Consider the following 23,938-nt stretch of genomic DNA (forward strand, 5'->3'; position numbering starts at 1 on the left):
GGATGAAGTGTCTGTTCGGGTGACATAGTCGTATCTAGACTGATCGGCGTGAAGCTGGTGGTGCAGGTGAAGCTCCTGCCGACGCCTGTGCAGGCGTCGGCGTTGGAGGCTACCCTGCGGGCCTGCAACACCGCCGCCTCGAAGGTTGCCGCCACCGCCCGTGCCGTCGGCTGTTACCGCAACTATGACCTGCGGAAACACTCCTATCAGGCCATCAAAGCGGATTGCGGGTTGGGTGCGCAGGCCGCGCAACATGTGATCAAGAAGGTCTGCGACGCGTACACGACGTTGCAGGCCAACCTCACAGCCGGCCGCTACGGCAAGCCCGGCAGCAGGCGCCGCCGCAGAGTCGAGGCCGGCCCGGTTGTGTTTCGCTGGGATGCGGCACAGCCGTACGACGCGCGGATGCTGTCCTGGCAGCACGACGCCCGGACCGTGTCGATCTGGACGGTCGGCGGGCGGCTCAAGAACGTGGCGTTCACCGGCTCGGCGGATCAGCTCACAGCGGTCGCGACCCTACCGGTCGGTGAATGCGATCTGCTGCACCGCGACGGCATGTGGTTCCTGTACGCCAGCGTGGAGGTGCCCGAGCCGCAGCTGATCGAGCCGGCCGGGTTCCTCGGTGTTGATATGGGCATCGTCAACATCGCCTACGACTCCGACGGCACCCGGCACGCCGGGGCCGAACTCAACGGCTATCGCCGCCGGCAGGCCCGGCTGCGTCAGCGGTTGCAGGCCAAGAACAGCCAGTCCGCGAAACGGCTGCTGCACCGCCGCCGTCGTAAGGAGGCGCGGCACGCCGCGGACATCAACCATGTGATCGCCAAGACCATCGTGACCGAGGCTGCACGCACCGGCCGCGCTATCGCCGTCGAACAGTTGACGGGGATCCGTGACCGGGTCCGGCTGAGAAAGCCCCAACGGGTCACGCTCTCCTCATGGTCATTCGGGCAGCTCGGCGCGTTTCTGGCGTACAAGGCCTGCCGGGCCGGTGTGCCGCTGGTCCAAGTGGACCCCCGGTACACCTCGCAAACCTGTCATCGGTGCGGGTACCGCGACAAACGCAACCGGCCGAACCAGGAAACCTTCACCTGTCGGTCGTGCGGGGTCGTTGCCCACGCCGACCACAACGCGGCCCTCAACATCGCCCAACGCGGTGCCGAGAGCTGGGGCGCAGTCAGCCGCCCACACGTGGCCTGACCTCGCAGCCAGCGGGGGAAGAGATCCACAAACCCGCCCATTCATGGGCGGGTAGTTGACCGAAGGCATGGAGCGCGCCACCCGGTGCACGGAGGCCGCGATCGTGACGGCGTTGACCGGATCGATGTGCCCGCGTAGGGCGGCCTGCTGCGCGCCGGTCGCGGCGTTCCAGATCCGGTGATCGACCGCTGTGACCGTGATGATCCGTCAGATGCGCTCTTGTCAGCCCGGGTGACCGGCCAGTTCCAGCGCGTACCGCGGGAACCAACGGCCGGCCGGCGGTGAGCCGGCGGTGCAGGCGCCGTCGGACTCGCCCGGCCGCTTGATCCACAGGTACGCGTCGACGAGCGGATGCCCGGTCTCGACCGTCGGCGGCGTACCGAGGGCGCGGCCCGGCGGGTTGCACCAGTGCCGGTCGCCGGCGCCCATCTGCGCCGGCCCGTTGCCGTTGCGGCTGGTGTCGACGACGAAGTGCGCGCCGCCGAGCAGCCCCGACAGTGCCGTCCCGTACGCGATGTTGTCCGGCGTGCTCTCGAAGTTGGCTACGTTGAGCGCGAAGCCGTGCGCCCGGTCGATGCCCGCGGCCCGCAGGGCCGGCGCCATCCGGCCCGCATCGACCCAGGTCGGGTTGCCGGCGTCGAGGTAGACCCGCACGCCCGGCACGGTACGGAACGCGTCGACGGCGGCGCCGAGCAGTCGGTAGCGCTCGGCCGCCGCGGCCGCGGGAAGGCAGCCGTCGATGGCATGCGCGACGGCGTCCGGCTCGAGCACGACGATCGCCCGATGGCCGGCGAGCGCCGCCGCGAGGGCGCCGACCCACCGGCGGTACGCGGCGGCGTCACGCGCGCCGCCGGCGGAGTGACCCGAGCAGTCGCGCTGGGGAAGGTAGTACACGGAGAGCACCGGCACCTGGCCGGCCGCGCCGGCCTCGCGGACCAGGCGGCGGGCGCGGTCGGCGTACCCGGATGCCTCGTCGGCGAACCAGGTGGCCGTCGGCTGCTCGGCGATCCGGCGGATCGCCGCGGCCTCGCCGGTGCGTCCGGCGGCCTCGAGGCCGCGCAGGTGATCTACGGCCGGCCCGGTGCGCTCGACGAACAGCGGCCAGCCGGCGAGCCGACCGGTCGGGGCGGCATCGGAACCCCTCGCATCCGGTGTCGCCCCGCCGGTCCCCGCCCGGTCCGTCGCGTCCCCCTTCGCGGCGAACCAGGCGGCTGCGCCGAGCAGCAGCACGGCGCAGAGTGCGGCCGCCACCAGCAGTGGGCGGCGGCCGCGTGGCCGCACCAGGGCATGGCGCGCCATCGGTCAGAGCACCTGCACCCAGCGGCCGACGGACGGCACGCCCTGGTCGTCGACCAGGTACAGCAGGTACCAGCCGGAGGGCACCAGGCCCTTGGCCTTCGGGACGGACAGGGCCAGGCCACCCGGCACGGGGGTGATGTCAAGGGCGACGGAGCGCTGGTCGACGTCGGTCACGTGGGTGACGGCGCTGGGCCGCATGAGCCGGGCGGCGTGGATGCGGCCCGCGTCGGCGGTCGTGAACGTGACGGTGGTGCCCCGCTGGACCGCGGCGGGCCCGTCGGCCACCGTGGGCCGGTCGCCCTTGAACAGGTACGGCGGGGAGTAGACCTCGATCCGCTGTTCGAAGGTGCCGGGGTTCTTGCCGGAGGGGTCGTAGAGCGGGTCGCTGCCCATGGTGATGACCCGGCCGTCGGGCAGCAGGATCGCCTCGGAGTGGTAGTTGCGGCCGATGGTGGAGTCGGCGGCGCGGGCGAAGCTGTTGCTGGCGGGGTGGTAGATCTGCGCGTTGAGCAGGTCGCTGCGGGTCTTGCCCTGGTATTCGCCGCCGCGGTAGCCGGAGGAGCCGCCGGTGGTGAGGACGGTGTCGTCGGGCAGGAGCACGGTGCTGAGGTAGCGGGCGGGTTCGGGCAGGTTGGGGCCGGGTCCGTAGGTGGGTTTGGGTTCGTCGAGGTCGGCGATGGCGGTGCGGGCGGTGGAGACGGGTGATTCGCCGATCTCGCCGCCGCCGAAGATCATGACTTTCTGGTCCTGTGCGGGTGCGAGCAGGACGGAGGAGCTGGTTTCGGTCATGCTGGAGTCGGGCAGCCCGGGGACGGTCTGGAAGCGGTTGTTGGTGAGGTCCCAGAGCCCGGGGGTGCGGCCCTCGGTGTCGGAGCCGTAGCCGGAGTTGGAGCCGGAGAAGAAGAGCCGTCCGTCCTGCATGAGGTGCAGCCCGGGGTAGGTGGGGAAGACCCGCGTGAGTTCGGGCGCGTCGACCCAGCGCCGCTGACCGGCGAGGTAGCGCTCGTTGTTGCCGGGCAGCATCCGGCCGAACCCGTCGAGGCCGGAGACGGCCAGGACGTCGCCGTTCGGGGTCTCGGCGAGGGTCGGATACCAGCGGGGCTTCACCATGTTGCCGGTGCGTATGTAGCGCTCGGTGTTCGGGTCGAACTCGTACGACGTGTTGTCGCCGCCGTACTCCTGCTTTTCCCGGGTGATCTTGTCGGCGAGGCCGTAGAGGTTGCGCCGGTCGTCGCCGGTGAGGCCGGCCAGGGCGTACTGGGCGGGGCCGCGGACGATGGCGGTGTCGCCGGCGAGCTCGGCGTCGACCCACACCTCAGCTTCGCCGGCGTGCGTCATCACCTCGTCGCCGTGCTTCATGGTGACGGCGGCGGGAACGGTGACGTCGGCGCGGGTCAGGTACGCGAAACCGTTCTTGCCGGTCAGCCGGGTGCCCTTGGGGAAGAACCGCGGCCCGCCGACGGCGGACTCGTTCTTGATCTTCATGACGCCCGCGGCGTTGGCGATGTCCTTCTCGAGGACCTCGTACGACTTGGTGCCGCCGGCGACGAGCAGGTTGCCGTTGGCGAGGAACGTGTGTCCCGCGCAGAACACGTCGGTGGGGGTTGGCACCTCGGTGAACTTGTCGAGTGCGGGGTCGTAGAGCACGGTGCGGAAGGTGCCGGCCTCGAAGTTCTCCCGGTCGTTGCCGCTGCCGGCGATGATCAGGACCTTGCCGGTGTGCAGCAGCGCGGCATGGATCGCGTTGACCCGGAAGTCGGCCGGCACCGGAAGGCGCGACCAGTATCCGTGCTTCTGCGTGTAGGACGGCCGGCTGATCTGGAACTCGTGCAGCTTCTCGGCGCCGAAGACCACCATGGGCCGGTTGACGACGGCGAGGACCGTCAGGACCACGAGGGTGACGAACCCACTGAGCAGGCGGCGGGCCACGGTCGGGCGAGGGCGGGGGCTCATGCGTACGACTCCACGGTGAGGGCGGGCCCGGTGGCGCCGGCGTCGGCGCCCGTGCGGTCGGATCCGGCGGGGCGGTACGGGACGCGGCGGTGACGCCGGTCCTGTACCAGCCAGATGGCCGGTGGCAGGAGACAGATGACCAGGTTGAGGGCGGGCCACAGCCACATCGCGCCGTGCACGTGGCCGGCGAACGGGGCGATGACCAGCAGCGCGGCGAAGAACGCCGCCCAGCGCAGGCTCTGCCGGAAGGTGAGCAGCCGGTCCGGGCTGGCCGAGTCGCCCTTGGGCGTCACCACGAACTTGCTGTTGCGGCGCAGCAGCGCACCGAGGAACGACGACACGTAGATCGGCGTGGAGAGCGTCGACACCAGCATGCCGGCCAGGCCGGACGAGCCGCTCTCCTCGTGCGGACTGACGTTGTGGCGCCGGTTCCAGACGTAGAGGCCGACCTGGAAGAGCGCGGCGTCCACGTAGAGCATCAGCCACACCTCCTGCGGCACCTGCACACCCTTCGCACCCAGCACCAGGTAGCAGGCGGCGTTCACCGCGCCGAGCAGCCAGGCGAGTGCGGTGAGCGGGTAGTAGGAGGTGAGCAGGGCGTAGTGCAGGCCGCGGCGGAAGCCGAGGCTCCACATGAACCTGGCGAAGGAGGTGACCACGACCTCGTCGGTGCCGCGTGACCAGCGGTGCTGCTGGCTGAAGTAGTCGGTCCAGGAGGACGGGCCCTCGCCGACGGCAAGCACGTCCGGGGTGTAGACCGAGCGCCAACGCTTGCCGGTCTGCGGGTTGCGTGCACTGTGCACCGCGAGGCTGGTCGCCATGTCCTCGGTGATGGAGTCCTGTAGGCCGCCGATGCCGCGCAGGGCGCTGATGCGTACGGCGTTGTTGGTGCCGACGAGCATGGCGACGCCGAGGCTGTTGCCGGCGCGCTGCAGCAGGGAGTGGAAGAGGTACTGCTGTGACTCGGCCCAGCGGGTGACGACGTTGTCGTAGTTGCCGTAGATCTGGGGTCCGACGACGAAGGCGACGTCGGGGTCGCGGAAATAGCCGAGGAGGCGTTCGCAGAAGTTCGGCAGCGGCACGTGGTCCGGGTCGACGGAGACGAACACGTCGTAGTCGTCGCCGTTGGTGTCGACCCAGGAGTTGTAGTTGCCGTGTTTGGTCTTGGCCTTGAAGGCGCCGGCGGGGGTGTTGTAGTCGGGTCGGCCCTTGCGGCTGAAGTGGTTGACGCCGAGGCGCGCGCACATCTCGCGCACCTGTTCGTCGTCGCCCTCGTCGAGCAGCCACACGTCGTACCGGCCGGGGTGGCGGACCTGGAGGGCGGCGCGCAGGGTGCGCTCGACCATCTCCACGGGTTCCTTGCCCGGCACGATGGTGGTCAGGAACGCCACCCGCAGGTCGGCCTGCGGCACCACGGGGACCGGGTCGCGGGCCCACAGGGTTGCCAGGCACAGCGTGACGACGTTGACCAGCCGGAACAGCTCGATCAGCGCGGTCGCCACGATCATGAAGATCGTCGCCGCGTACAGCCCAGGGTGCAGGGTGCGCTCGGGAACCTCGATCGAGGAGAGCAGCCAGGCGAAGAAGGTGCTCTCGAACGCGAAGGCGAAGAGCGTGATCAGCACCGTGGAGATCGGCCGGCGGCGGGCCAGGGGCCGCATCTCGACCTTGTACCCGCGTGCCGGCGCGTGCCGGGCCTGGCCGGCCAGGACGCTGAAGCCGGCGTAGTTGTAGCCGCCGTCGGGGATGGCCATCGTGGCGTCGTCGCCCGGGTCGGGGAGCGATGTGCCGGTCCGATCGTCGTCCAGACCGGCGGGCGCGCCCGCGGTCGAGTTCATCGGTACGGGCGCGGCGGTGCGCTCGGTCCTTCCCGGGGGCATTTCAGTGACACTCATCGACGGTTCTCTCACCTCGCGGGGTATGTTACCGAAAGTGATGGGGACGGTAATGCCGGTGACCGTCCTTTACGGATCGCCGCTAAAGCGAACCGTATTCACTGCCGGCAAATGGCGCTCTTCAATAGCGCCATTGCGGTTGGGTTGCTGAATGTTTCCTGACAGTTCCACACGGAGGCCGTCGAGCCATAAATTTGAGCCTTGAACGTGATCACTGACACGTGACCGGCGAGTAGCTATATACGCAGCGTGGCTACGGGTTCCGGTGCAGCGTAGTTGATCAATATCTTTCCAGGGTGTCGCGGCACCCTTCCGCTATGTCCAGATTGCCCTGATGGTGGCGCCTCGGCCGTTCGATGCCGTCTGTGTCGGCGCGGTTCGGCCTGACCGTTTCGCGGAAATCGACAGTGGACGGCCGCGCGTGACGGCCGTCATGTCCGCGGCGGCGCCAGCCGCCCGTAGCCCCGGGTGTCACACCCTGTGACCGTCGTTACGTAAGACATTCGCCGTTACCACGCTTTAAGCGGCCCCCCGAAACATTCTTGGGCTACGCATTCTCGAATGCTCGACGGCGGCTCGATCGAAGGTCGCGTCTCCTGCTATTCCGAGAGGTTGCCGGCGCGGTCGCGGGAACGTTCACTAATCACGCAGAAGCGGCAACGATGTGACCGAGGGTGATTTACGTGGGTCATCGCGGACCGTCGCCGCCGACTCGGCGACGGCGGCGGGGGCGGGGGCGTGCCTGCGCTAATAGGCGATCTTCGCCATCTCCCGGATGGCGACGGCCGCGCGAACGAACGGGTTGTCGGCGAGGTCGCCGATGGTCTCGATGCCGAACGCCTGCCGCAGGCCCTCGGCCTCGCCCTCGGAGATGCCAGGCCAGCGCCGGCACCGGCGCGTCGACGAGGTCGGGAATCTGGCTCGACCGGTACTCCGGGCCGAGGATCGCGTCGCGCCCAGAGCGATCGCACCGACCATCCCGTCGAGCCCGGATCCGCCGCCGGTAAGCAATCTGGCTGACAATACTCCATAATGGACCGGATCGTGGCCAGGTGAGCCGATTCAAGTGGAGGACTGATGGCACAGCAGGACCGGCCGGCCCCTGCCGGTGTCGACCCCACGAAGCCCAGCATCGCGCGAGCCTACGATGTCGTTCTCGGGGGCAGGGACAACTACGCGATCGACCGGGCGGTGGTCGGCGAAATGCTCAAGATCGTGCCGGAGCTTCCCGAGGTAGCGGCCTACAACCGGCAGATCCTCAGCCGAGGCGTGCGCTACCTGGTCGAGGAGGCGGGTATCCGGCAGTTCATCGATCTGGGCTCCGGGCTGCCGACGCAGGAGAACACCCATCAGGTGGCCCAGCGGTCGGCTCCCGACGCCCGCGTCGTCTATGTCGACAACGATCCGATCGTGCTGGCCCATGGTCGGTCACTGCTGGTCGAGAACGAGAACACCACGGTGGTCACGGCCGATCTGCGCCACCCCGACACGGTGATCACCCATCCCGAGGTGCGGCGCCTCATCGACTTCTCCCAGCCGGTCGGCGTCCTCCTCGTCGGCATCCTGCATCACCTGCACGACAGCGAGGACCCGCGGGGCGTCGCTAAGGCGTACATGGACGCCGTGCCTGGCGGCAGCTATATGTTCATGACCAGCTTCTGCGCGTCCTTCCCCGAAGCTGCCGCGCTTGAGGCGACCTACCTGCGCGTCCTGGGCACCGGACGATTCCGTACGCTGCAGGAACTTCAAGGATTCTTCGGCGACCTCGAGATGGTCGATCCTGGCCTGGTGTCCTTGCCGGAATGGCGGCCGGAGACTCCGATCAGTCACGACCTGTCCGTGGCCGAACGCCTCATGGCCGGTGGCGTGGCACGGAAACGCTGACTCGGCGGCTCGCCGTTGAGTTCAATGATGAACCTACTGCAAGGTGGCGAGGCGGCAGCTCCCGACACCGGTCGTGGGCGCGTGGCTTCTGGCCCGATGCCAGGTTGAAAAGGGTGCACCGGATGGAAATCAGGTCGTCCTCTTCGGGGACAAGAGCAGCGGCCCGGCTTCCATGCTGAATCGAGGGCGACAGCCATGAGTGAGGCATCTGGGTTCCTCATCCCGGTGTCTGCCGAAGGGGCGGAGCTTCTTCGTGACATCGCGGATGACATGGTGGCGAGATTTCATGTCACGCCGGCGGAGGCGATCGCCAGGATCAACTACCACTGGCGTGGGCAGAACCTGGAAGCCCCGACCGACTTGGTCTTCCACCAGACTGCGGACTACTGGGCAGATCGGATCTACCACGAGGACGTCTTCGAGGATGGCCGGACATCCCGGGTTCCGCGGCCGGCACCGGCCGCGGACTCGGGCTGCTGGCCGGTGAGTGATCGCCGCGCATTAGGGCGTGTATCAAAGTCATAGCCACTCGTTGATCGCGACGATGGTCACGGTGGCCGCGTAACGCACGGCGAGTTTCTCAAACCGGGTCGCGACGGCCTGGTGGCGTTTGAGGCGGTTGATTCCGCACTCGACGGCGTGGCGTTGCTTGTAGATCTCGGGGTCGAAGGCCGGTGGCCGGCCGCCCTTCGACCCGAGCTTGCGCCGGTTCGCGTCCTGGTCGGCCTTGCTCGGGATGGTCGCCTTGATCCCACGCCGCCGTAGGTAACGCCGGTTCGCGCGAGAGGTGTACGCCTTGTCCGCCAAGACCCGGTCCGGCCGGGTCCGCGGCCGGCCGACCGGCCGGGGCACCCGGATGCCCTCCAGCACCGTGATGAACTGCGGGCTGTCACCGCGCTGGCCCGCGGTCAGCACGATCGACAGCGGCTTCTGTCCTTGCTCGCAGCTCAGATGCAGTTTCGTGGTCAACCCGCCCCGGGAACGACCCAGAGCATGATCGGCCGGCTCGACCGCGACGCCGCCCGGCGGCTCGACTTGAAGATCCCCCTACGCGTACCAGCGGCATGCTGATGCGCTCGGGCCACCGTCGAGTCGATCGACACGTCCCACACGATCCGGCCGGCCTCGTCTGCCGCTGCCTGCAAGGCGGTCAGGATCCTCGGCCACGTCCCGTCGCGTTGTCATCGGCGATACAGCGCATACGCGGCCGCCCAGGAGTCGTAACAGTCCGGGATGTCACGCCAGGGGGTGCCGGCCCGGATTCGCCACGGATCCCGTCGATGAGCTGCCGTTTCGTCCAGATCGGCGGACGTCCCGGACGACGTGGCACGGGCAGCAACGGCTCCAGGGCCGCCCATTGAACGTCGGTCAGGTCGTACCGCCTCGTCACCGCCAGGGTGGTCACGAGGTCTCCGGTGGTCTCCGGTTTTTCTTGGTCGTTAAGCCGTCTACCGGAGACCTCGCTATTTATCGATCACCGACACGCCCGTGATCTCACCTGAACCATCGACTTCGATGCACGCCCTAGTTCGATTACCGCGTGGCGGACTGCCTCATCGTCGCCGCGGCGGCCAGTACGTGCCCGACGACGTCCCCGACCACCAGCGCCACCCGCCCGTCGGCGAGAACGATCGCGTCGAAACCAGCGTGCCCTCCGCCGACCACCGACCTGACGTGCTCGTTTCAGCTTCCCGTAGTGGGGAACCCGGAGACGGTGTCCGGACGCCAACCCCGTGCCGAGGAGCTTTCCGATGGTCGACAACGAACCGCAGCAGCGGCCGCCCGGCAGCACGACCGCGATGCGCCGCAAACCGGATCACGGTGAGGAGAGCTATCGGGGTTCCAAGCGCCTCAACGGTAAGCGGGCGCTGATCACCGGGGGTGACAGCGGGATCGGCCGGGCGGTCGCCATCGCGTTCGCGCGCGAGGGCGCGGACGTCGCGATCTCCTATCTGAACGAGGACGACGACGCCAAGGAGACCGCGTCGCTGGTCTTGAAGGCCGGCCGGCGGGCGGTCCTGTTGCCCGGCGACCTGGCCCGCCGCGAGCGGTGCCGCGAAGTCGTCGACCAGACCGTGCAGACCCTCGGCGGCCTGGACGTGTTGGTCAACAACGCCGCGCACCAGATGACCTACCACTCGGTCGAGGAGATCCCGGACGAGGAGTGGGTCGGCACGTTCGACGTCAACATCACCGCGATGTTCCGGTTGGTCCAGGCCGCCCTGCCGCACCTGGGCGGGGGAGCGTCGATCATCAACACCAGCTCGGTCAACTACGACCAGCCGAAGCCGACGCTGCTGCCGTACGCGACCACCAAGGGAGCGATCGCGAACTTCACCGCCGGCCTGGCCCAGTTGCTCGGCGACCGGGGCATCCGGGTGAACGCGGTGGCGCCCGGCCCGATCTGGACGCCGCTGATCCCCTCGACGATGCCACCCGAGCAGGTCGCCGAGTTCGGCAAGAACACCCCGCTCGGTCGTCCGGGTGAGCCCCGTGAGGTCGCTCCCGTTTTCGTGCTGCTCGCTTCGGACGAGGCGAGCTACATGTCCGGGTCGGTCATCGCGGTCACCGGCGGGCGACCCATTCTCTGACCCCGGTTCAGCAGCTCATTATTGGAGGCCACGATGCCCGCGGGATCCAGCCCGAAGAGGGAACGCCAGTACGAGCACATCAAGGACAGCGCCGAGAAACGTGGCGAGCCGCCCAAGCGGGCGAAAGAGATCGCCGCCCGTACCGTCAACAAGGAACGCGCCCGAGCGGGCGAGTCCAAGACGGCGAGCCGTAGCTCGCTGCAGGACGTGTCGTCCGGTCATCGGGGCGGGAAACGCTCGCACACCGGTGCGCAGGGCCCGACCAAGGAACAGCTTTACAACGAGGCCAAGAAGCGTCACATCACCGGCCGGTCGACGATGACCAAAGCCCAGCTCCAACACGCACTGGCCCGCTGAACGCGGCGGCGGGGCCGATCAGCCTTCGACGCCGGTGGCTGCGTGCGCGCTGCCCACCGGCTTCGACTGCGACGAGCCCCGTTGCCGCAGAAGGCGGATGCGTGGCCGGGGCGTCGGCAGACCTGGAACCCTGGCCGCCGCACACCACGAGATCTCGATCTGGTTGGTCCACGAGGCGTGGATCGGGGTGTGGACCATGACCGCGTTCGGGAACCGTGCCGTGAGGCGGTCGATCGCGGCCTGACCACGGTGTGACGAGCACCGTAAGGCCACCGTGACCGCCGGCGCGGGCACCGGCAAACTCTAGCTCCCGACCACGGCGAACGCCGGTCCACCCACTACTCCTGGTGGATGGGCCGGCGACTTTGTCGTGGGGGATCTCGGTCTCCCGTATCTGTTGTCGGCGGGCACCGGGAGGACCTCGGAGTCTCCGCCTCGGGCCTGTCATCCAGCTCAAGACCCGCGACAAAGGATCGAGGAGCGTCGCCGCGATGAACGAGCGCGGCCGCGACGCCCTCGCCCGGTCCTAGCACGTTCGAACTCTGGTTCGAAGGAGCCACCGCCGGCAAGGCCGACACCGAGACCGCGTGGACATGGTTCCTCCCGGTGAAGCGGGCAACGACATCCGGCGTACCCGGGCTTTGAGTGAACAAACGGGTCACCCGTCCACGGAGCCGGGCTCACCAGCGTCGAGCGGCGTCGAGCCGGAGCCGTGGCAGGTGATGGTCTACCGGCGCACCGCATGATCGCGGTCGCGGGCGGGTAATTCGCGGTCGTGAGCAGCCATGCCGCCGACCGTTCCGGTCCCTCGCACGGGTCCCTGTGGAGCCTGCTGGCGTTCGCCGCCGCGGTGGCGGCCGCCGCGCTGATCGGCGGCTTGGGCGTGTCCGGCACGGCGGCCGAGTACCAAACCCTCGACCAGCCGTCGTGGGCCCCGCCATCGTGGCTGTTCGGCCCAGTCTGGACGATTCTGTATGCGATGATCGCCGTCGCGGGCTGGCTGGTGTGGCGCCGGTCGGGCTGGGCGCCAGCGCTCACCGCGTACGCGATCCAGTTGGTACTGAACGCGCTCTGGACACCCATCTTCTTCGGCTTCGGCGAGTACGGGCTGGCCTTGATCGACATCGGGGCGCTGTGGGTGGCGATCGGGGTGACGGTGCTGCTCTTCCGTCCGATCTCAAGCCTGGCGGCCGGCCTGCTGCTGCCGTACTGGGGCTGGGTGACCTATGCGACCGCCCTGAACGCGGTGATCTGGCACGCCAACTGACCCGTACAGCGCTTGGACTTGTCGTCGCGAAGAGCTCAGTGCCGACGGTGCGATCACGAAGGCGCCGTGCGGCGGGGAGCTGGCTTTTTGTGTTTGTCGATATTAATTCGTGCGTGGATGTACTAAAACACGTCTTTTTCCGGTACGAGCGTACGGTTTCGCCTAGATCTCGTTGATCTTGCCGGCGACCGTTGTCTCTCGGTTGAATCCTCATGGCTGAGTCGCATCTCGGCCAGCGTCCTTCGGCGGGTGCTCGCCGGCCCGGATCCGTTACGCGGATTCCGCGAGTACGTCGAACGCGCCTGTGCCATGCGGGCCGGTGGCCGTGGCTTCACTGCCGCGCTGACCATGACGTTCTCATCGCGAAGCAATTCGAGGCCGACCGTGCCCAGGTACCGCAGGTCGCGGCTTCAGGGGCTCAGTTTGAGGCAAATCCGGGTCATTTCAGGCAGCATCTTGTCAGACTGGAAGGTGAGCACGGCTCAGTGCCGCGCTGGGCACAGTGAGGAGCGCAGCGACATGACGACCCAAACCACCAGGGCTGATCCCGCTAGCCAACAGGCGGGCAAGGACTACAAGGCGGGCTCGGAGAAGGCGGTGGCCGCCCGGAACAAGCTCAACAACGACGAGGGCAAGATCAGCGTCGCGCAGGGTGTGGTCCAGAAGATTGCGGGCATGGCCTGTCGCGAGATGTCCGGGGTGCATTCCATGGGTACGGGCGGATCCCGGGCGTTCGGTGCCATTCGCGAACGGATACCGGGAAGCTCGGGCCCGAACGTTGCGCAGGGTGTCGGCGTTGAGGTCGGTGAGACGCAGGCGGCCATCGACTTGGACATCGTGGTGGAGTACGGCGTCAGCGTCGTGGAGCTGGGTCGCAGCATCCAGCGCAACGTCAAGACTTCGATCGAGCGGATGACGGGTCTCGAGGTCGTCGAGGTCAACGTCAACGTGGACGATGTGAACCTGCCCGACACCGGCGACGAGCCTGAGCAGACACGGGTCTCATGACCGTGGCCGCCGCGACCCGCCTGGAGGACGCGCTGATCGACGGTGTCGACGCCGACGCGGTGGTGTCGGCTACGCGGGGCTGTCCGGACGTCGAGGATCTCTGTGGGGATCCGCTCGGCGATATCGCCACCTACTTGCCGGGTCGCCGGCTGCCGGGCGTGCGGATCGACCGGGAGGCCGTGCTGTTGCGGGTGCGCTCCCGCTGGAACGTCCCGGCGGCAACAGTCGCGTACGAAATCCGCGGGGCCGTCGCGGGTCTGGCTCCCGGCCGACGGATCGACGTGACGATCGCCGACGTGAGCGACCCGCCGGCCCTGCCGACCGCGGCGGCGAACTCAGGCCCGGAGACGAAGCCGCAGAGGGGTGTCAGCCGCGCGCAACCACGGTCGAGAGGGCTTTGATGGACGACGGTTGGGCGCGGGAGCGCCGCGAGTTCATCCGTAACCACCACCCTGACCGGGGCGGTGACGGGACCGAGTTCATCGCGGGTCTGGCCAGATACGACCGCATGGAGCCGCTGGAGCGGGCACAGGCACGTGGTGACCGGGGGGTACGCGTGGTGGTGGTGGCGCGCCGGTCGCTGTGGTCCCGGCTGAGGCACGCGTGGCGCGGCTGGCGTTGCCCGGCCCGGCCGCGGGTGCATTGACTGATTCGGGACTGGTCGTTGTGGATGGACGGGACAGTGAGCTGACATGACTCGTACGATCTTCGGTACCGCTGTGGGCCTCGCGCTGGGCATGGCCCTGGCCTTCGGCAGCTTCGGGCAGATGCTCGTGGTGGCGTTGTTCATGGTTCTCGGCGGTGGTGTGGCCAAGGCTCTCAGCGGTGAGTTGGACCTGATGCCGTACATATCCGGACGGCGGAGCACCCGGTGACCGCGACCGTTCCCGGGACGGTGCAGATCAGCGCTGCCGCCGTGGCGAAGCTGGCGGCCCAGCTCGCGTCTGAGGACCCCGACGTGGGCGGGACGGCCGGCCTCCTGGGTCGCACCGTGCCTGGCGGGCGTCAACTCGGCGCCCGGCAGACCAGTCTGACTTCACTGCCGAAGGTGTCCGCGGAGGTCGACGGTGACCGTGTCTTCGTCGACCTCGCGATCAGCGTGCGGTGGCCTGCATCCGTGCCGCAGGTCACCACCGACCTGCGGGAACGGCTGCAGAACAGGTTGGGCGCGTGGACCGGCCTGACCGTCGCGGAGGTCGACATCGCGGTCACCGGCCTGGTTGCCGACCAGCCCGGGCCGAGAGTCCGGTAAGCCGCCATGCGAATCACCAACCGCCTGCTGGCCGCGCTGTTCGCTCTCGCGCTCGCCGTCGGCGGGGTGATCCTGGTCGTCGAGGTCGTGGCGCACTGGACCGGCGCCGACCCGGTGGTGTTCGACTGGCCGGCCGTCTACGCGTGGGCGCGTCGCACCACCTGGAGCGCGACCCCCGTACGCCTCATCAGCGTCATGCTTCTCCTCGTCGGCCTTGCGCTGTTGTGGGCGCAGCTCAAACCTCGCCGGTTCGGCCGGCTCGCGCTCGCGGTCGGTCACCCCGCCACGGACGTCGCTGTCACCCGCCGGGGGGTGGCCCACTCGTTGGCCGCCGCGGTGAGCCGCGTCGAGGGCGTACACAACGCACACGTGGTCGTCAAACGAAAGAAGATCAAAGTCTCCGCTCGTACGTACGGTGGGCGCACGGCGGACGTGGCGCTCAGGCGCGAAGCGGTGACCCGCATGGCCCAGCAGCGCCTGGACGCATTGCCGCTGCGCAGAAGGCCCACCCTGGCGGTACGTCTGTCGGCGAGGGCACGCTGATGCACGCCGACCGCGCCAGTCGTGTCCTTCTGGGACTCATCGGCCTCACTCTCACGGCCGCCGGCGTTGCTAGCCTGCTGGCCGGCGGCGGCCGCCTCGGCGCCGACCTGCCCGACAGCCCGGTACTCGACTCCACGGTGATCCGCTTCGCGGCCGAAAACAGCACGTGGTGGTGGCCGGCCGTAGCGGCCACCGGTGTGGTCATGGCGCTGTTGGGCGGATGGTGGCTGCTCGCCGTCCTCTTCTCCACGGACCGAATCCACGGGGTCAGACTCGCAACGGACCCCACCGCCGGCGCGACCACCCTGACCAGCGGGGCCGTCAACCACGCCATTGACGCGGAGATCGAGGCCTACCGTGGCGTCCGGGCGGCAAACAGCAGGCTGCTCGGTACGCCCGAGGAACCCGAGCTTGCCGTCAACGTCACCGTCGATCAGTCAGCCGACATCGGAGCGTTGAGCCAGCGCATCGAGATCGGCGCCCTCACCCACGCGCGACAAGCCCTCGGCCGCCCCGACCTTCCGGCTGCATTGGACATCACCGTCAGCCGCCGCCCGGCAGGGCGGGTCGACCGGGCCTATCAGCTCCCTTGAGTACCTGCTCGGTGGTGGCATCGGCTCCTTCTCGGCAGGATGCCGTGGACCGACATTCGGATTTTGTGGTGGCCGCTTCAAGGTCATCAGCATGGTTTCTGTCCGCGAGGGCCCCTACTGGGGTGGGGAGTGGCGTCGTCTGAGTAACCCGGCGAGCTCGACCTCGATGTTGTGCGCCCACAGCGCGCCGAGTACGCCCCAGCCGGGTGAGGTGGGGTTCGCCGCCGACGGGCCGGCTGGCCGGCTGTCCGCGACGCGTCGCTGGACGATCTCGTCGATCCACGCCATGACATCGGTGTCCGGATCGACATGGCATCCGGCGAGCCACCACACCTCGATGAAGGTGCCCGCGAGAATGCCCGCGACCCGATGCTGGTCCGACACCTGGCCACGCAGACCGGGCAACACCAGGCCCGAGCATTGGTCGAACAACTCGGCGAAAGCACCGCGATCGTCGTCGGAGATCCGGCGAATCAGCCACCGTAGTTGCGCCGGGCCGTCGCGCGGGCTGGATGACGCGGATCCACGCAGAGGGCATGCCAGACAGAGAGGACTGCGATGAGTCGATGCTGACACCCGAACTCCCGGGGGGCGACGTGAAGACGTGCGCCGCCGGGTCTGGGACGACAGCCGCAAGCATGGGTCTCGCGCCACCGAAACGCTACGACAACACCGACATTCACCATAGGGGCGCCACGAACGAGTGATGATCGCCCACCTCCGTTCCATGCCGACATCCAGCAGGCCACCACGGCCGGCAGGGTTGCGGCGGCGAGTTCACGAACCCGTTCCGCGTCAGTCCCGCGCAAGATCGGGCGGCCTGACTGTCGATACCTGCGACGCTCCTCAACGGGATCTGCCCGATCCGGGTGGCGCCCGACGCGGACGCCGGCCAAACGCGCCGCGGTTTTCGCGTAGGCCCGGGACGTCATTTGATCGAGGTTTGCGAATGGTGTGCGGCCGGGGTGGTTAGGGCGTAGGGTGAGCACGTCACTCCGGTCCCCGGTGGCGTCGTCCTGTAGGTGTTACGGACTCGCAGCCATCGGAGGGTCGACCATGAGCTGGCCCACACGATCGTTGATCGTTATCTGCCTGCCGGCTGCGGCCTGGTGTCAACATCGTCGCCGCCGTCGCTCCGCAAGATGGAACTCGCAGCCCGCCATCCGGTTGCTGTTCATGACCCGGGCGCAGATCGCCGAGCGGATCGGCGTGTCGCAGATGCAGGTCTCGCAGCTGCTGAACACACCCATGTCGGTCCGCGTTTCATCAGTTCGTTTCCGGGGGTTCGGGGGGTAGTGGTGCCCCGGGCGGGGGGATTTGCCCGGGGCACCGCCACGCTTGTGCTGGGCGGTACCGGCACCGTGGGACCTCCTGGTCAGACCGGGGTTGGGTAGCTGCCCGTCCAAGAGGTGGCGCTCTGATCGTGGTACCGCGAGATCCCCAAATGTGTTCATGGCGAGTAATGTGCGGGGTGCTATCGCATCGACGTGCGCACCTTGTCGAGCCCGCAACGCCCGTCACCTTCGGGTCTGTTGCCTCCCCGGCCACGGGTCCAGACCCTGCCCGCCCTCGCATTCCCTGTCTGGACAAAGTCGTTGGGCTGGAGGAACCATGCTCACCATCTATTCGCCGCAGACCCCGTCGGCGCAGTTGCGCATCGACACCAGCAACGTCATGCCGGGCCTCGTCCGGGTCGCCGTGGCCGGAGAGATCGACCTGTCGACCTCCGACGTACTGCACGCCGGGCTGCTCGCCGTGTTGTCTGCGCAGCTTCCTGAGCGAATCGAAGTTGACCTCGCCAAGGTCACCTTCATGGACTGTGGCGGACTCACCGTTCTCGTCGCCGCGGGCAAAGCCGCCGCCCGCACGGGATGCCAACTGCGGATCACGAACCCACAACCCATCATCCGTCGAGTCCTCGACCTGACCGGACTACTCGAAATCCTCACGGCCCGGTTCGATCAGACACTGCCCGTAGCGACCAGCTCCGCACCTGGATCCCCGATCGGACCCACCGCCAGGAACGTGACCCAGTCGGTCGACCTCCTGGCCTGCGTCTGACCGAATCCCTCGGTACCTCGCCGGCCTGTCCACCAACCGCGACCGGGAGGCATGTACGCGTCCAGGCATCCTCGACATTCCCTGGTACTGAAAACGATCCGCGAGTTCAGGCGGAACTGTAAAAATATCGGCGGATCTCGATTTCTAGGGAGACGCTCAGATGACGACCGAAGAGCCCGTGCCTACTACGGACGCGGCCGGTGGGCCGGCGGCGGAGATCTCGGATGATCAGCTCGTCGCGATGCTGGTCGACCGGGCTCGTGGCAACGACCTGAAGCTGACCGGTGAGGGCGGGCTGTTGTAGCAGCTCACCAAGCGGCTCTTGGAGTCCGCTCTCGGGGGTGAGATCACCGATCACGTCGGTTTCGACAAGCACGACAACCCACACTCTCGGTGTTTGCGGCCGGGCGATGATCGAAGCACTGATCGCCGGGGAACGCGACCCGCAGGTCCTCGCCGAACTCGCCCGTGCCCGGATGCGAGCGAAGATTCCAGCCCTGCGTGACGCTCTGGTCGGCCGGTTCACCGACCATCACGCCTTTCTCTGCCGCATGGTGATCGACCGTATTGATGGCATCGCCGCGACAATCGACGCGTCAACCAAACGGATCGACGAAGGGCTCCAGCCGCTGCAACCCGCAGTTACCCGGCTGAGCAGCATCCCGGCGATCGGCACCCGTCAAGCTCAGGTGATCCTCGCTGAGATCGGCACGGACATGGCCCGCTTCCCGACCGCAGGTCATCTGGCGTCCTGGGCGGGGATGTGTCCCGGCAACCACGAATCCGCCGGCAAGCACTACGGCGGCACGACCCGCAAAGGCGACTGGGTGCGTTCGTTCTTGAGTGAGCTGCTGGCTGGTTCGAAGGGTGGGTAGCAGCTGTGGGCGAGAAAGGTTTCGTCGCAAGCTCGATGCCCGTCTGCGAGACGGGTGTGGAGCATCCCCGCGCCTACGAGCCGGATCGCGCGGTTACGCGGGATCCGGGAATAGCTGACGGCACGCGGCGAACCATGCATGCAGATCGCGCGTACCGTCGAGGGCGGATCGGTTCGTCAGCTGACTAGCCGGCCGGCGCTCATCGGGCGCGCTGCCCCAGACCTCGGTAGCCAGACGCGGCACTGCCGCGTCTGAGGGTCGAGCGGTGGCAACCAACCCCCACCTGTATGTCGTCTCGACGACGAGATGCGGCGGGTCGTGGGCATCAGCCCTCGCCACACAGGCTTCGGACGGAGCTGGCACATCAGCCGTTTGATCCGGTCGGGCGCTTCCGTGCCCGAAGGATCAGGGCGACAGCCGATCCGTTGGAGGTCCAACGATCATGACCGTAACGACCGCCTACCCGGTGCGCGTGGATGCGCGTCTCGAGGCGACGGAAGGGTCGGACCTACCCACCACCTGACCCGGCCGTCCGGCCGCGCCTCCACGTCATGAACGGAGATTCCCACCATGAGACGCCTGACCTACCTACTGGCCATTCTGGCCACGGTTTTATCCACCGCCCTGATACCCGCAGCAGCCTCCGCCTCCGGCCACCACGGGAACCGCAAGTGCGCCTCGGTGCAACCCGAGGCCGGCTTCTACGAGGGCGGGCGCGTCGGCACCGAGGTCCTCACCGTGCCGGACTCCCGCTGCCGCACCATCAGCGTGTCCCACATCGTAGACCCGGCCAACCCGTCCGACCGCTGCCAGACCTTCCTCGTCGGGTTCTACCCGCCGGTCGACGGCAGCCTCACTTACACCGAACCGGTCACGGCGTGCGGCCGGCAACGCACCGTCCTGGCCCGCAACGTCCCTGACGGCACCGAGTACATCGTCCTGTACGACATCGACTACCTGGAGCAGCGAATCCATTTCCGAGTGCACCACTGACGCACACCGTTATTCGTACAGTCCCGTCGGCTGAGGACCATTTTCGACTCAGAGCAGACTGTTGATGACGGAGGTCAGCAGGTGCCGCATCAGGTCGGGTGACGCGTCGGTCAGCGCTTGGCCGAGCAGGCCGGCAGGGTCGATGATGTGTGGTGCGGCCATCGTGATGATTCCCTTTCGAGAGTTCCGTGAGACGTTCGCTCGAAAGATCACGCGATGGCCGCGCTCTATGCCGGACAGGCTGTCCGACGATCACGCCAACCGCGTTACACCACTATCAGGGACTCCACTTTGGCAAAACGGGCAGCCGCGTTCACCGCCGGTCCAGGAATGCCTGCATCGCCCGCTGAGCCTCCGGGCTGGCGAACAGCGCGGCCGAGCGCTGCGCGGCCTGCTCCCCGTCCCGGTCGATGCGGCTGACCAGGTCGCTGGTGAGCAGCCGTTTGGTTTCTGCGAGTCCCTGCGGGCTGCCCTTGACCAGTTCGGTGAGGGCCTCGGCGACCGCGGCCGCCAGTTCGTCGTCCGGCACGCAGCGGGTGACCAGGCCGATAGCGGCGGCCTCGGCGGCGCCGAACGTGCGGCCGGACAGGAAGATGTCGGCCGCCGCCCGCGGTGCGAGGCGCGGCAGCAGACTCAACGAGATCGCAGACGGGGCGAGCCCGAGCCGCACTTCGGTGAGCGCGAACGTGACCGAGTCCGCGGCGATCACGATGTCGGCCGCGCCGACCAGACCGAGGCCGCCGGCGCGAACCGGGCCGGCCAACTCGACGACCACCGGCTTGGGCAAGGTGGCGATCTGCCGCTGGAGACGGACGATCTCACGCGGCCCGTCACTGCTCAGACCCTGGCGCGCCTCGGCGAGATCGGCACCCGCGCAAAACACCCGCCCGCTGGACCGCACCAGGACGACACGCACATCAGGATCCTGCTCGGCAGCAGCCAAGCTACTGCTGAACTCGGCCATCAACTGCCTGCTCAGCGCGTTGCGGTTGTGCGGGCTGTCCAACGTGACCGTGACAACGCCACCGGCGACGTTCGAATGGACAAGCGAAGAGGACATCGCGAGATCCCTATCAGTACGAGCGAGGAAGCTTGAGGGAGAACTGGGCGATGAAGTTGAGCGCCATCTCACGGCTGACCGGCGCGATCCGGGACAGCCGTACGTTGGCCAGGGCTTGAACGAGGCCGTACTCGACGGCCAGCCCGTTGCCGCCGTGGGTTTGGATCGCCTGGTCGACCGCTTTGCAGGCCACTTCACCGGCGGCGTACTTGGCCATGTTCGCCGCCTCCCCGGCCGCTTGCAGATCACCCGCCGCGTCGAGTGCGGCGGCCTTCTGCGTCAGCAGGCGCGCCGCCTCGATCTCGACGTGGATCTGGGCCAGCGGATGGGCGATCGCCTGGTGCGTGCCGATCGGGGCACCCCAGACCTCGCGTTCTCTCGCGTAGTCGACGGCTTTGCGCAGCGCCCACCGGGCGGTGCCGGTGGCCTGCGACGCCGCCATGATCCGTTCCGGGTTGAGGCCGGCGAACAGCTGGTCGAGGCCGGCGTCCTCCCGGCCGACGAGCGCGTCGGCGGGCAGCCGGACGTCGTCGAAGAACAGGCTGAACTGCTTCTCGGGGGAGACCAGGCCGGTCTCGATCGGCTGGTGGACGAACCCGTGCGCGTCGGTGGGCACCATGAAGAGCGCGGGTTTGAGCTTGCCGGTACGCGCGTCCTCGGTACGCCCGACCACCAGGACGTGACCGGCCTCGTCCACCCCGCTGATGTAGGTCTTACGGCCGGTCAGCACCCAGTCACTGCCGTCGCGGCGGGCCCGGGTGATGATCTGGTGCGAGTTCGAGCCGGCATCCGGCTCGGTGATGCCGAAGGCGTAGCGGGCCTCACCGGTGGCCAGGCCCGGCAGCCACCGCTGTTTCTGCTCGTCGGTGCCGGAGCGGGCGATGATAGTGCCGACGATGGCCGGCGAGACGACCAGCAGCAGCAGGGGACAGCCGGCGGTCGCCAGCTCTTCCACGACAGCGGCGAGGTCACCGATGTCGCCGCCTCCTCCGCCGTACTCCTCGGGGATCGAGACGCCCAGGTAACCGGCTTTGGCGGCCTCGTCCCACAGTTCGGTGGTCTTGGCGCCGCGGGCCGCGGCCGCGTAGAAGTACGACTCGCCGTACCTGCGTCCGAGCTGGTGGACCGCAGCGCGCAGGTCGCGCCGTTCCTGAGACTCGACGAAACTGTTCAACGGTTCTCCTCGACGACCGAGATGACGGCGAGCACGGCGCCCGCGACGACCTGCCGGCCCACGCTCGCGGTGAGCGCGGTGACGGTGCCGTCGGTCGGCGCGGTGACGGTGTGCTGCATTTTCATGGCTTCCAGCACGACGATGGGGTCGCCCTTGCTGACCACGGCGCCCACGTCGACGGCAACCGCGGTGATCGCCGCCGGCATCGGCGCGAGCAGCGAGCCGTGGGCGACCGTTTCGGCCGGGTCGACGAAGGTGGGGATCAGCTCGAAACCGACGGACCCGGACGGGCCGTCGACGTCGACCGCGGTGCCCGCGACGGTGACCCGGTAGGTTTCCCGGATCGGGCCGTCGCTCAGCACGACCTGGTTGCCGCGGGCGTCGATGACGTCGACACCGGTGACGAAGTCCGACATCAGCCGGTGGCCGATCGACGTGTATGTCACGGCGTACTGCTGCTGGCCGCGCCGGTAGGTGCGCTGCCGGGGCTGGCTGGCGGCGTTGCGCCAGGCAGGCGGGATCCGGGTGAGCACCGGCGCTGCCGCGGCGGTCTGGGTGGCCTGCCCGATGGCGGCCGCCATCGCGGCCTTGGCGAGCCGCCGCGGATCGTCGCCGCCGGTCCACAGGTCGAGGCGCTCGTCGAGCAGGGTGGTGTGCATCCGCCCGGCCACGAACTCCTTGTCAGCGAGCACGGCACGCAGCAGGTCGAGGTTGGTGGTGATGCCGTGCAACCGTGCGCGGCGCAGGGTGTCGCCGAGCATCCGGATCGCGGTGTCGCGATCGTCGGCACAGGCGATGATCTTGGCGAGCATGGCGTCGTAGTGGACGCCGACGTCACTGCCGGCCTCGATCGCGGAGTCGACCCGTACGCCCGGATGTTCCGGCACGTCGAAGATCCGGATGCGGCCGGTCTGCGGAGCGAATCCGGCGGCCGGGTCCTCGGCGTAGAGCCGCACTTCGATCGCGTGACCCGAGATCGCGGGAGCTTCGCCGGGCAGCGGCTTGCCCTCGGCGACGGCGATCTGGAGAGCGACCAGGTCGAGGCCGGTGACGCATTCGGTGACCGGGTGCTCGACCTGCAGGCGGGTGTTCATCTCGAGGAAGAAGATCTGGTCCTGGTCGACGAGGAACTCGACTGTTCCCGCTCCGCGGTATCCCGCCGCCTGCGCGGCGGCCCGGGCAAAGGCATGCAACGCGGTACGGGTCTGATCGGGTAGATAGGGCGCGGGCGCCTCCTCGACCACCTTCTGATGGCGGCGCTGGATCGAGCAGTCACGGTCGCCCAGCACCCAGACGGTGCCGTGCGTGTCGGCGAGGACCTGCACCTCGACGTGCCGTGCCGTCGGCAGGTACGGCTCGGCGAAGACGGTCCCGTCGCCGAACGCGGACGCTGCCTCCGCCTCGGCCTCAGCGATCTGTTCGGCAAGCAGGTCGAGTGATTCCACGATCCGCATGCCCCGGCCACCCCCGCCTGCCGACGCCTTGACCAGCAGCGGCAAGTCCGCCGCGGTGACGGTGGCGAGGTCGACCTCCAGAACCGGCACCCCGGCGGCGGCCATGACTCGTTTGGCGTCGACCTTGCTGCCCATCGTCGCGATGGACGCAGGCTTCGGGCCGATCCAGGTGAGGCCGGCCGCCTCGACGGCGCTGGCGAAGGCGGCGCTCTCGGAGAGGAAACCGTAGCCGGGATGGATGGCGTCGGCGCCCGCCGCGCGTGCCGCCTCGATGATCAGGTCACCGCGCAGGTAGGTGTCGGCCGGCGCGCTGCCCGGCAGCCTGATCGCGGTGTCGGCGTCGGCGACGAACGGGGCGGAGGCATCAGCGTCGGAATGCACGGCAACGGTCGCGATGCCGAGAGCGCGACAGGTACGGAACACCCGGCGTGCGATCTCTCCGCGGTTGGCGACCAGAATCCTGCGGATCATCAGATCCC

Annotated in this window: 24 protein-coding genes and 2 pseudogenes; 16 read left to right on the forward strand and 10 right to left on the reverse strand. The window is 68.4% G+C overall.

Going from position 1 to position 23,938, the window contains the following annotated elements; translation table 11 throughout:
- The first annotated feature begins 48 nt into the window (after positions 1-48).
- On the forward strand, positions 49-1,200 hold the full coding sequence (locus BJ964_RS32405) for an RNA-guided endonuclease InsQ/TnpB family protein (RefSeq protein ID WP_223149649.1): 1,152 nt from the start codon (positions 49-51) through the stop codon (positions 1,198-1,200).
- A 222-nt stretch (positions 1,201-1,422) separates the two neighbouring features.
- Here BJ964_RS32405 and BJ964_RS32410 read toward each other — a convergent pair whose 3' ends face one another.
- The 4 genes from BJ964_RS32410 to BJ964_RS32425 form a co-directional block, all read right to left on the reverse strand.
- A complete protein-coding gene (locus BJ964_RS32410; protein WP_188124221.1) occupies positions 1,423-2,499 on the reverse strand; it encodes a glycoside hydrolase family 6 protein in 1,077 nt (358 codons plus the stop codon).
- 3 nt (positions 2,500-2,502) lie between these two features.
- On the reverse strand, positions 2,503-4,452 hold the full coding sequence (gene glxA / locus BJ964_RS32415) for a radical copper oxidase GlxA (protein WP_188124222.1): 1,950 nt from the start codon (positions 4,450-4,452) through the stop codon (positions 2,503-2,505).
- Complete coding sequence (locus BJ964_RS32420; RefSeq protein WP_239163885.1) at positions 4,449-6,332, reverse strand: glycosyltransferase family 2 protein; 1,884 nt, start codon at positions 6,330-6,332, stop codon at positions 4,449-4,451. The genes glxA and BJ964_RS32420 overlap by 4 nt, the downstream gene beginning before the upstream one ends.
- A 762-nt stretch (positions 6,333-7,094) precedes the next feature.
- On the reverse strand, positions 7,095-7,370 hold the full coding sequence (locus BJ964_RS32425; protein WP_223196236.1) for a hypothetical protein: 276 nt from the start codon (positions 7,368-7,370) through the stop codon (positions 7,095-7,097).
- A 54-nt stretch (positions 7,371-7,424) separates the two neighbouring features.
- On the opposite strand from BJ964_RS32425, the gene BJ964_RS32430 reads away from it, so the two are divergent.
- A complete protein-coding gene (locus BJ964_RS32430) occupies positions 7,425-8,231 on the forward strand; it encodes an SAM-dependent methyltransferase (protein ID WP_188124223.1) in 807 nt (268 codons plus the stop codon).
- Between the two features lie 519 nt (positions 8,232-8,750).
- On the opposite strand, the pseudogene BJ964_RS32435 reads toward BJ964_RS32430, so the two are convergent.
- Positions 8,751-9,636, reverse strand: a pseudogene (locus BJ964_RS32435) (IS5 family transposase).
- A gap of 346 nt (positions 9,637-9,982) precedes the next feature.
- On the opposite strand from BJ964_RS32435, the gene BJ964_RS32445 reads away from it, so the two are divergent.
- Positions 9,983-10,822 (forward strand): SDR family oxidoreductase, encoded by an 840-nt coding sequence (locus BJ964_RS32445; protein WP_188124224.1) that lies wholly within the window; start codon positions 9,983-9,985, stop codon positions 10,820-10,822.
- Between the two features lie 33 nt (positions 10,823-10,855).
- Complete coding sequence (locus BJ964_RS32450) at positions 10,856-11,179, forward strand: plasmid stabilization protein (RefSeq protein ID WP_188124225.1); 324 nt, start codon at positions 10,856-10,858, stop codon at positions 11,177-11,179.
- A gap of 18 nt (positions 11,180-11,197) precedes the next feature.
- Here the strand turns inward: BJ964_RS32450 and BJ964_RS47480 are convergent, their stop codons facing one another.
- Entirely contained in the window at positions 11,198-11,473 is a 276-nt protein-coding gene (locus tag BJ964_RS47480; RefSeq protein WP_203832891.1) for a hypothetical protein, read from the reverse strand.
- A 481-nt stretch (positions 11,474-11,954) separates the two neighbouring features.
- Between BJ964_RS47480 and BJ964_RS32460 the strand changes: the two genes are divergently transcribed.
- The 8 genes from BJ964_RS32460 to amaP all read left to right on the forward strand — a co-directional run bounded on the left by BJ964_RS32460 (position 11,955) and on the right by amaP (position 15,842).
- Positions 11,955-12,446 carry a TspO/MBR family protein gene (locus tag BJ964_RS32460; protein WP_188124226.1) on the forward strand — a complete coding sequence of 164 codons (492 nt, stop codon included), beginning with the start codon at positions 11,955-11,957 and terminating at the stop codon, positions 12,444-12,446.
- Positions 12,447-12,965: 519 nt separating this feature from the next.
- Positions 12,966-13,454 carry an Asp23/Gls24 family envelope stress response protein gene (locus BJ964_RS32465; protein ID WP_188124227.1) on the forward strand — a complete coding sequence of 163 codons (489 nt, stop codon included), beginning with the start codon at positions 12,966-12,968 and terminating at the stop codon, positions 13,452-13,454.
- Positions 13,451-13,855 (forward strand): Asp23/Gls24 family envelope stress response protein, encoded by a 405-nt coding sequence (locus BJ964_RS32470; protein ID WP_188124228.1) that lies wholly within the window; start codon positions 13,451-13,453, stop codon positions 13,853-13,855. Before BJ964_RS32465 ends, BJ964_RS32470 begins: the two co-directional genes overlap by 4 nt.
- On the forward strand, positions 13,855-14,100 hold the full coding sequence (locus BJ964_RS32475) for a hypothetical protein (protein ID WP_188124229.1): 246 nt from the start codon (positions 13,855-13,857) through the stop codon (positions 14,098-14,100). Before BJ964_RS32470 ends, BJ964_RS32475 begins: the two co-directional genes overlap by 1 nt.
- 46 nt (positions 14,101-14,146) lie before the next feature.
- The gene (locus BJ964_RS32480) at positions 14,147-14,329 is read left to right on the forward strand and encodes a DUF2273 domain-containing protein (RefSeq protein WP_188124230.1); all 183 of its coding nucleotides are present in this window, start codon (positions 14,147-14,149) and stop codon (positions 14,327-14,329) included.
- Entirely contained in the window at positions 14,326-14,706 is a 381-nt protein-coding gene (locus BJ964_RS32485; RefSeq protein ID WP_188124231.1) for an Asp23/Gls24 family envelope stress response protein, read from the forward strand. Before BJ964_RS32480 ends, BJ964_RS32485 begins: the two co-directional genes overlap by 4 nt.
- 6 nt (positions 14,707-14,712) lie before the next feature.
- Positions 14,713-15,249 (forward strand): DUF6286 domain-containing protein, encoded by a 537-nt coding sequence (locus BJ964_RS32490; RefSeq protein WP_188124232.1) that lies wholly within the window; start codon positions 14,713-14,715, stop codon positions 15,247-15,249.
- On the forward strand, positions 15,249-15,842 hold the full coding sequence (amaP, locus tag BJ964_RS32495; protein ID WP_188124233.1) for an alkaline shock response membrane anchor protein AmaP: 594 nt from the start codon (positions 15,249-15,251) through the stop codon (positions 15,840-15,842). The genes BJ964_RS32490 and amaP overlap by 1 nt, the downstream gene beginning before the upstream one ends.
- Before the next feature lie 114 nt (positions 15,843-15,956).
- Here the strand turns inward: amaP and BJ964_RS32500 are convergent, their stop codons facing one another.
- The gene (locus tag BJ964_RS32500; RefSeq protein ID WP_188124234.1) at positions 15,957-16,250 is read right to left on the reverse strand and encodes a hypothetical protein; all 294 of its coding nucleotides are present in this window, start codon (positions 16,248-16,250) and stop codon (positions 15,957-15,959) included.
- A gap of 1,203 nt (positions 16,251-17,453) precedes the next feature.
- On the opposite strand from BJ964_RS32500, the gene BJ964_RS32505 reads away from it, so the two are divergent.
- The 4 genes and pseudogenes from BJ964_RS32505 to BJ964_RS32520 all read left to right on the forward strand — a co-directional run bounded on the left by BJ964_RS32505 (position 17,454) and on the right by BJ964_RS32520 (position 19,771).
- Complete coding sequence (locus BJ964_RS32505) at positions 17,454-17,903, forward strand: STAS domain-containing protein (RefSeq protein ID WP_188124235.1); 450 nt, start codon at positions 17,454-17,456, stop codon at positions 17,901-17,903.
- Positions 17,904-18,126: 223 nt separating this feature from the next.
- Positions 18,127-18,282, forward strand: a pseudogene (locus tag BJ964_RS49695) (IS256 family transposase); the annotation flags it as partial.
- A gap of 31 nt (positions 18,283-18,313) precedes the next feature.
- Positions 18,314-18,778 (forward strand): transposase, encoded by a 465-nt coding sequence (locus BJ964_RS32515; RefSeq protein ID WP_188124236.1) that lies wholly within the window; start codon positions 18,314-18,316, stop codon positions 18,776-18,778.
- Between the two features lie 570 nt (positions 18,779-19,348).
- Complete coding sequence (locus BJ964_RS32520; RefSeq protein ID WP_188124237.1) at positions 19,349-19,771, forward strand: hypothetical protein; 423 nt, start codon at positions 19,349-19,351, stop codon at positions 19,769-19,771.
- A 313-nt stretch (positions 19,772-20,084) separates the two neighbouring features.
- On the opposite strand, the gene BJ964_RS32525 is transcribed toward BJ964_RS32520, so the two are convergent.
- The 3 genes from BJ964_RS32525 to BJ964_RS32535 are packed head-to-tail and all read right to left on the reverse strand — an operon-like array spanning position 20,085 to position 23,930.
- The gene (locus BJ964_RS32525) at positions 20,085-20,831 is read right to left on the reverse strand and encodes an enoyl-CoA hydratase family protein (RefSeq protein WP_188124238.1); all 747 of its coding nucleotides are present in this window, start codon (positions 20,829-20,831) and stop codon (positions 20,085-20,087) included.
- Between the two features lie 13 nt (positions 20,832-20,844).
- Positions 20,845-22,005 (reverse strand): acyl-CoA dehydrogenase family protein, encoded by a 1,161-nt coding sequence (locus BJ964_RS32530; RefSeq protein WP_188124239.1) that lies wholly within the window; start codon positions 22,003-22,005, stop codon positions 20,845-20,847.
- The gene (locus BJ964_RS32535) at positions 22,002-23,930 is read right to left on the reverse strand and encodes an acetyl/propionyl/methylcrotonyl-CoA carboxylase subunit alpha (protein WP_188124240.1); all 1,929 of its coding nucleotides are present in this window, start codon (positions 23,928-23,930) and stop codon (positions 22,002-22,004) included. The genes BJ964_RS32530 and BJ964_RS32535 overlap by 4 nt, the downstream gene beginning before the upstream one ends.
- Positions 23,931-23,938 lie beyond the last annotated feature (8 nt).

The organism is Actinoplanes lobatus, assembly GCF_014205215.1.
GTDB lineage: Bacteria > Actinomycetota > Actinomycetes > Mycobacteriales > Micromonosporaceae > Actinoplanes > Actinoplanes lobatus.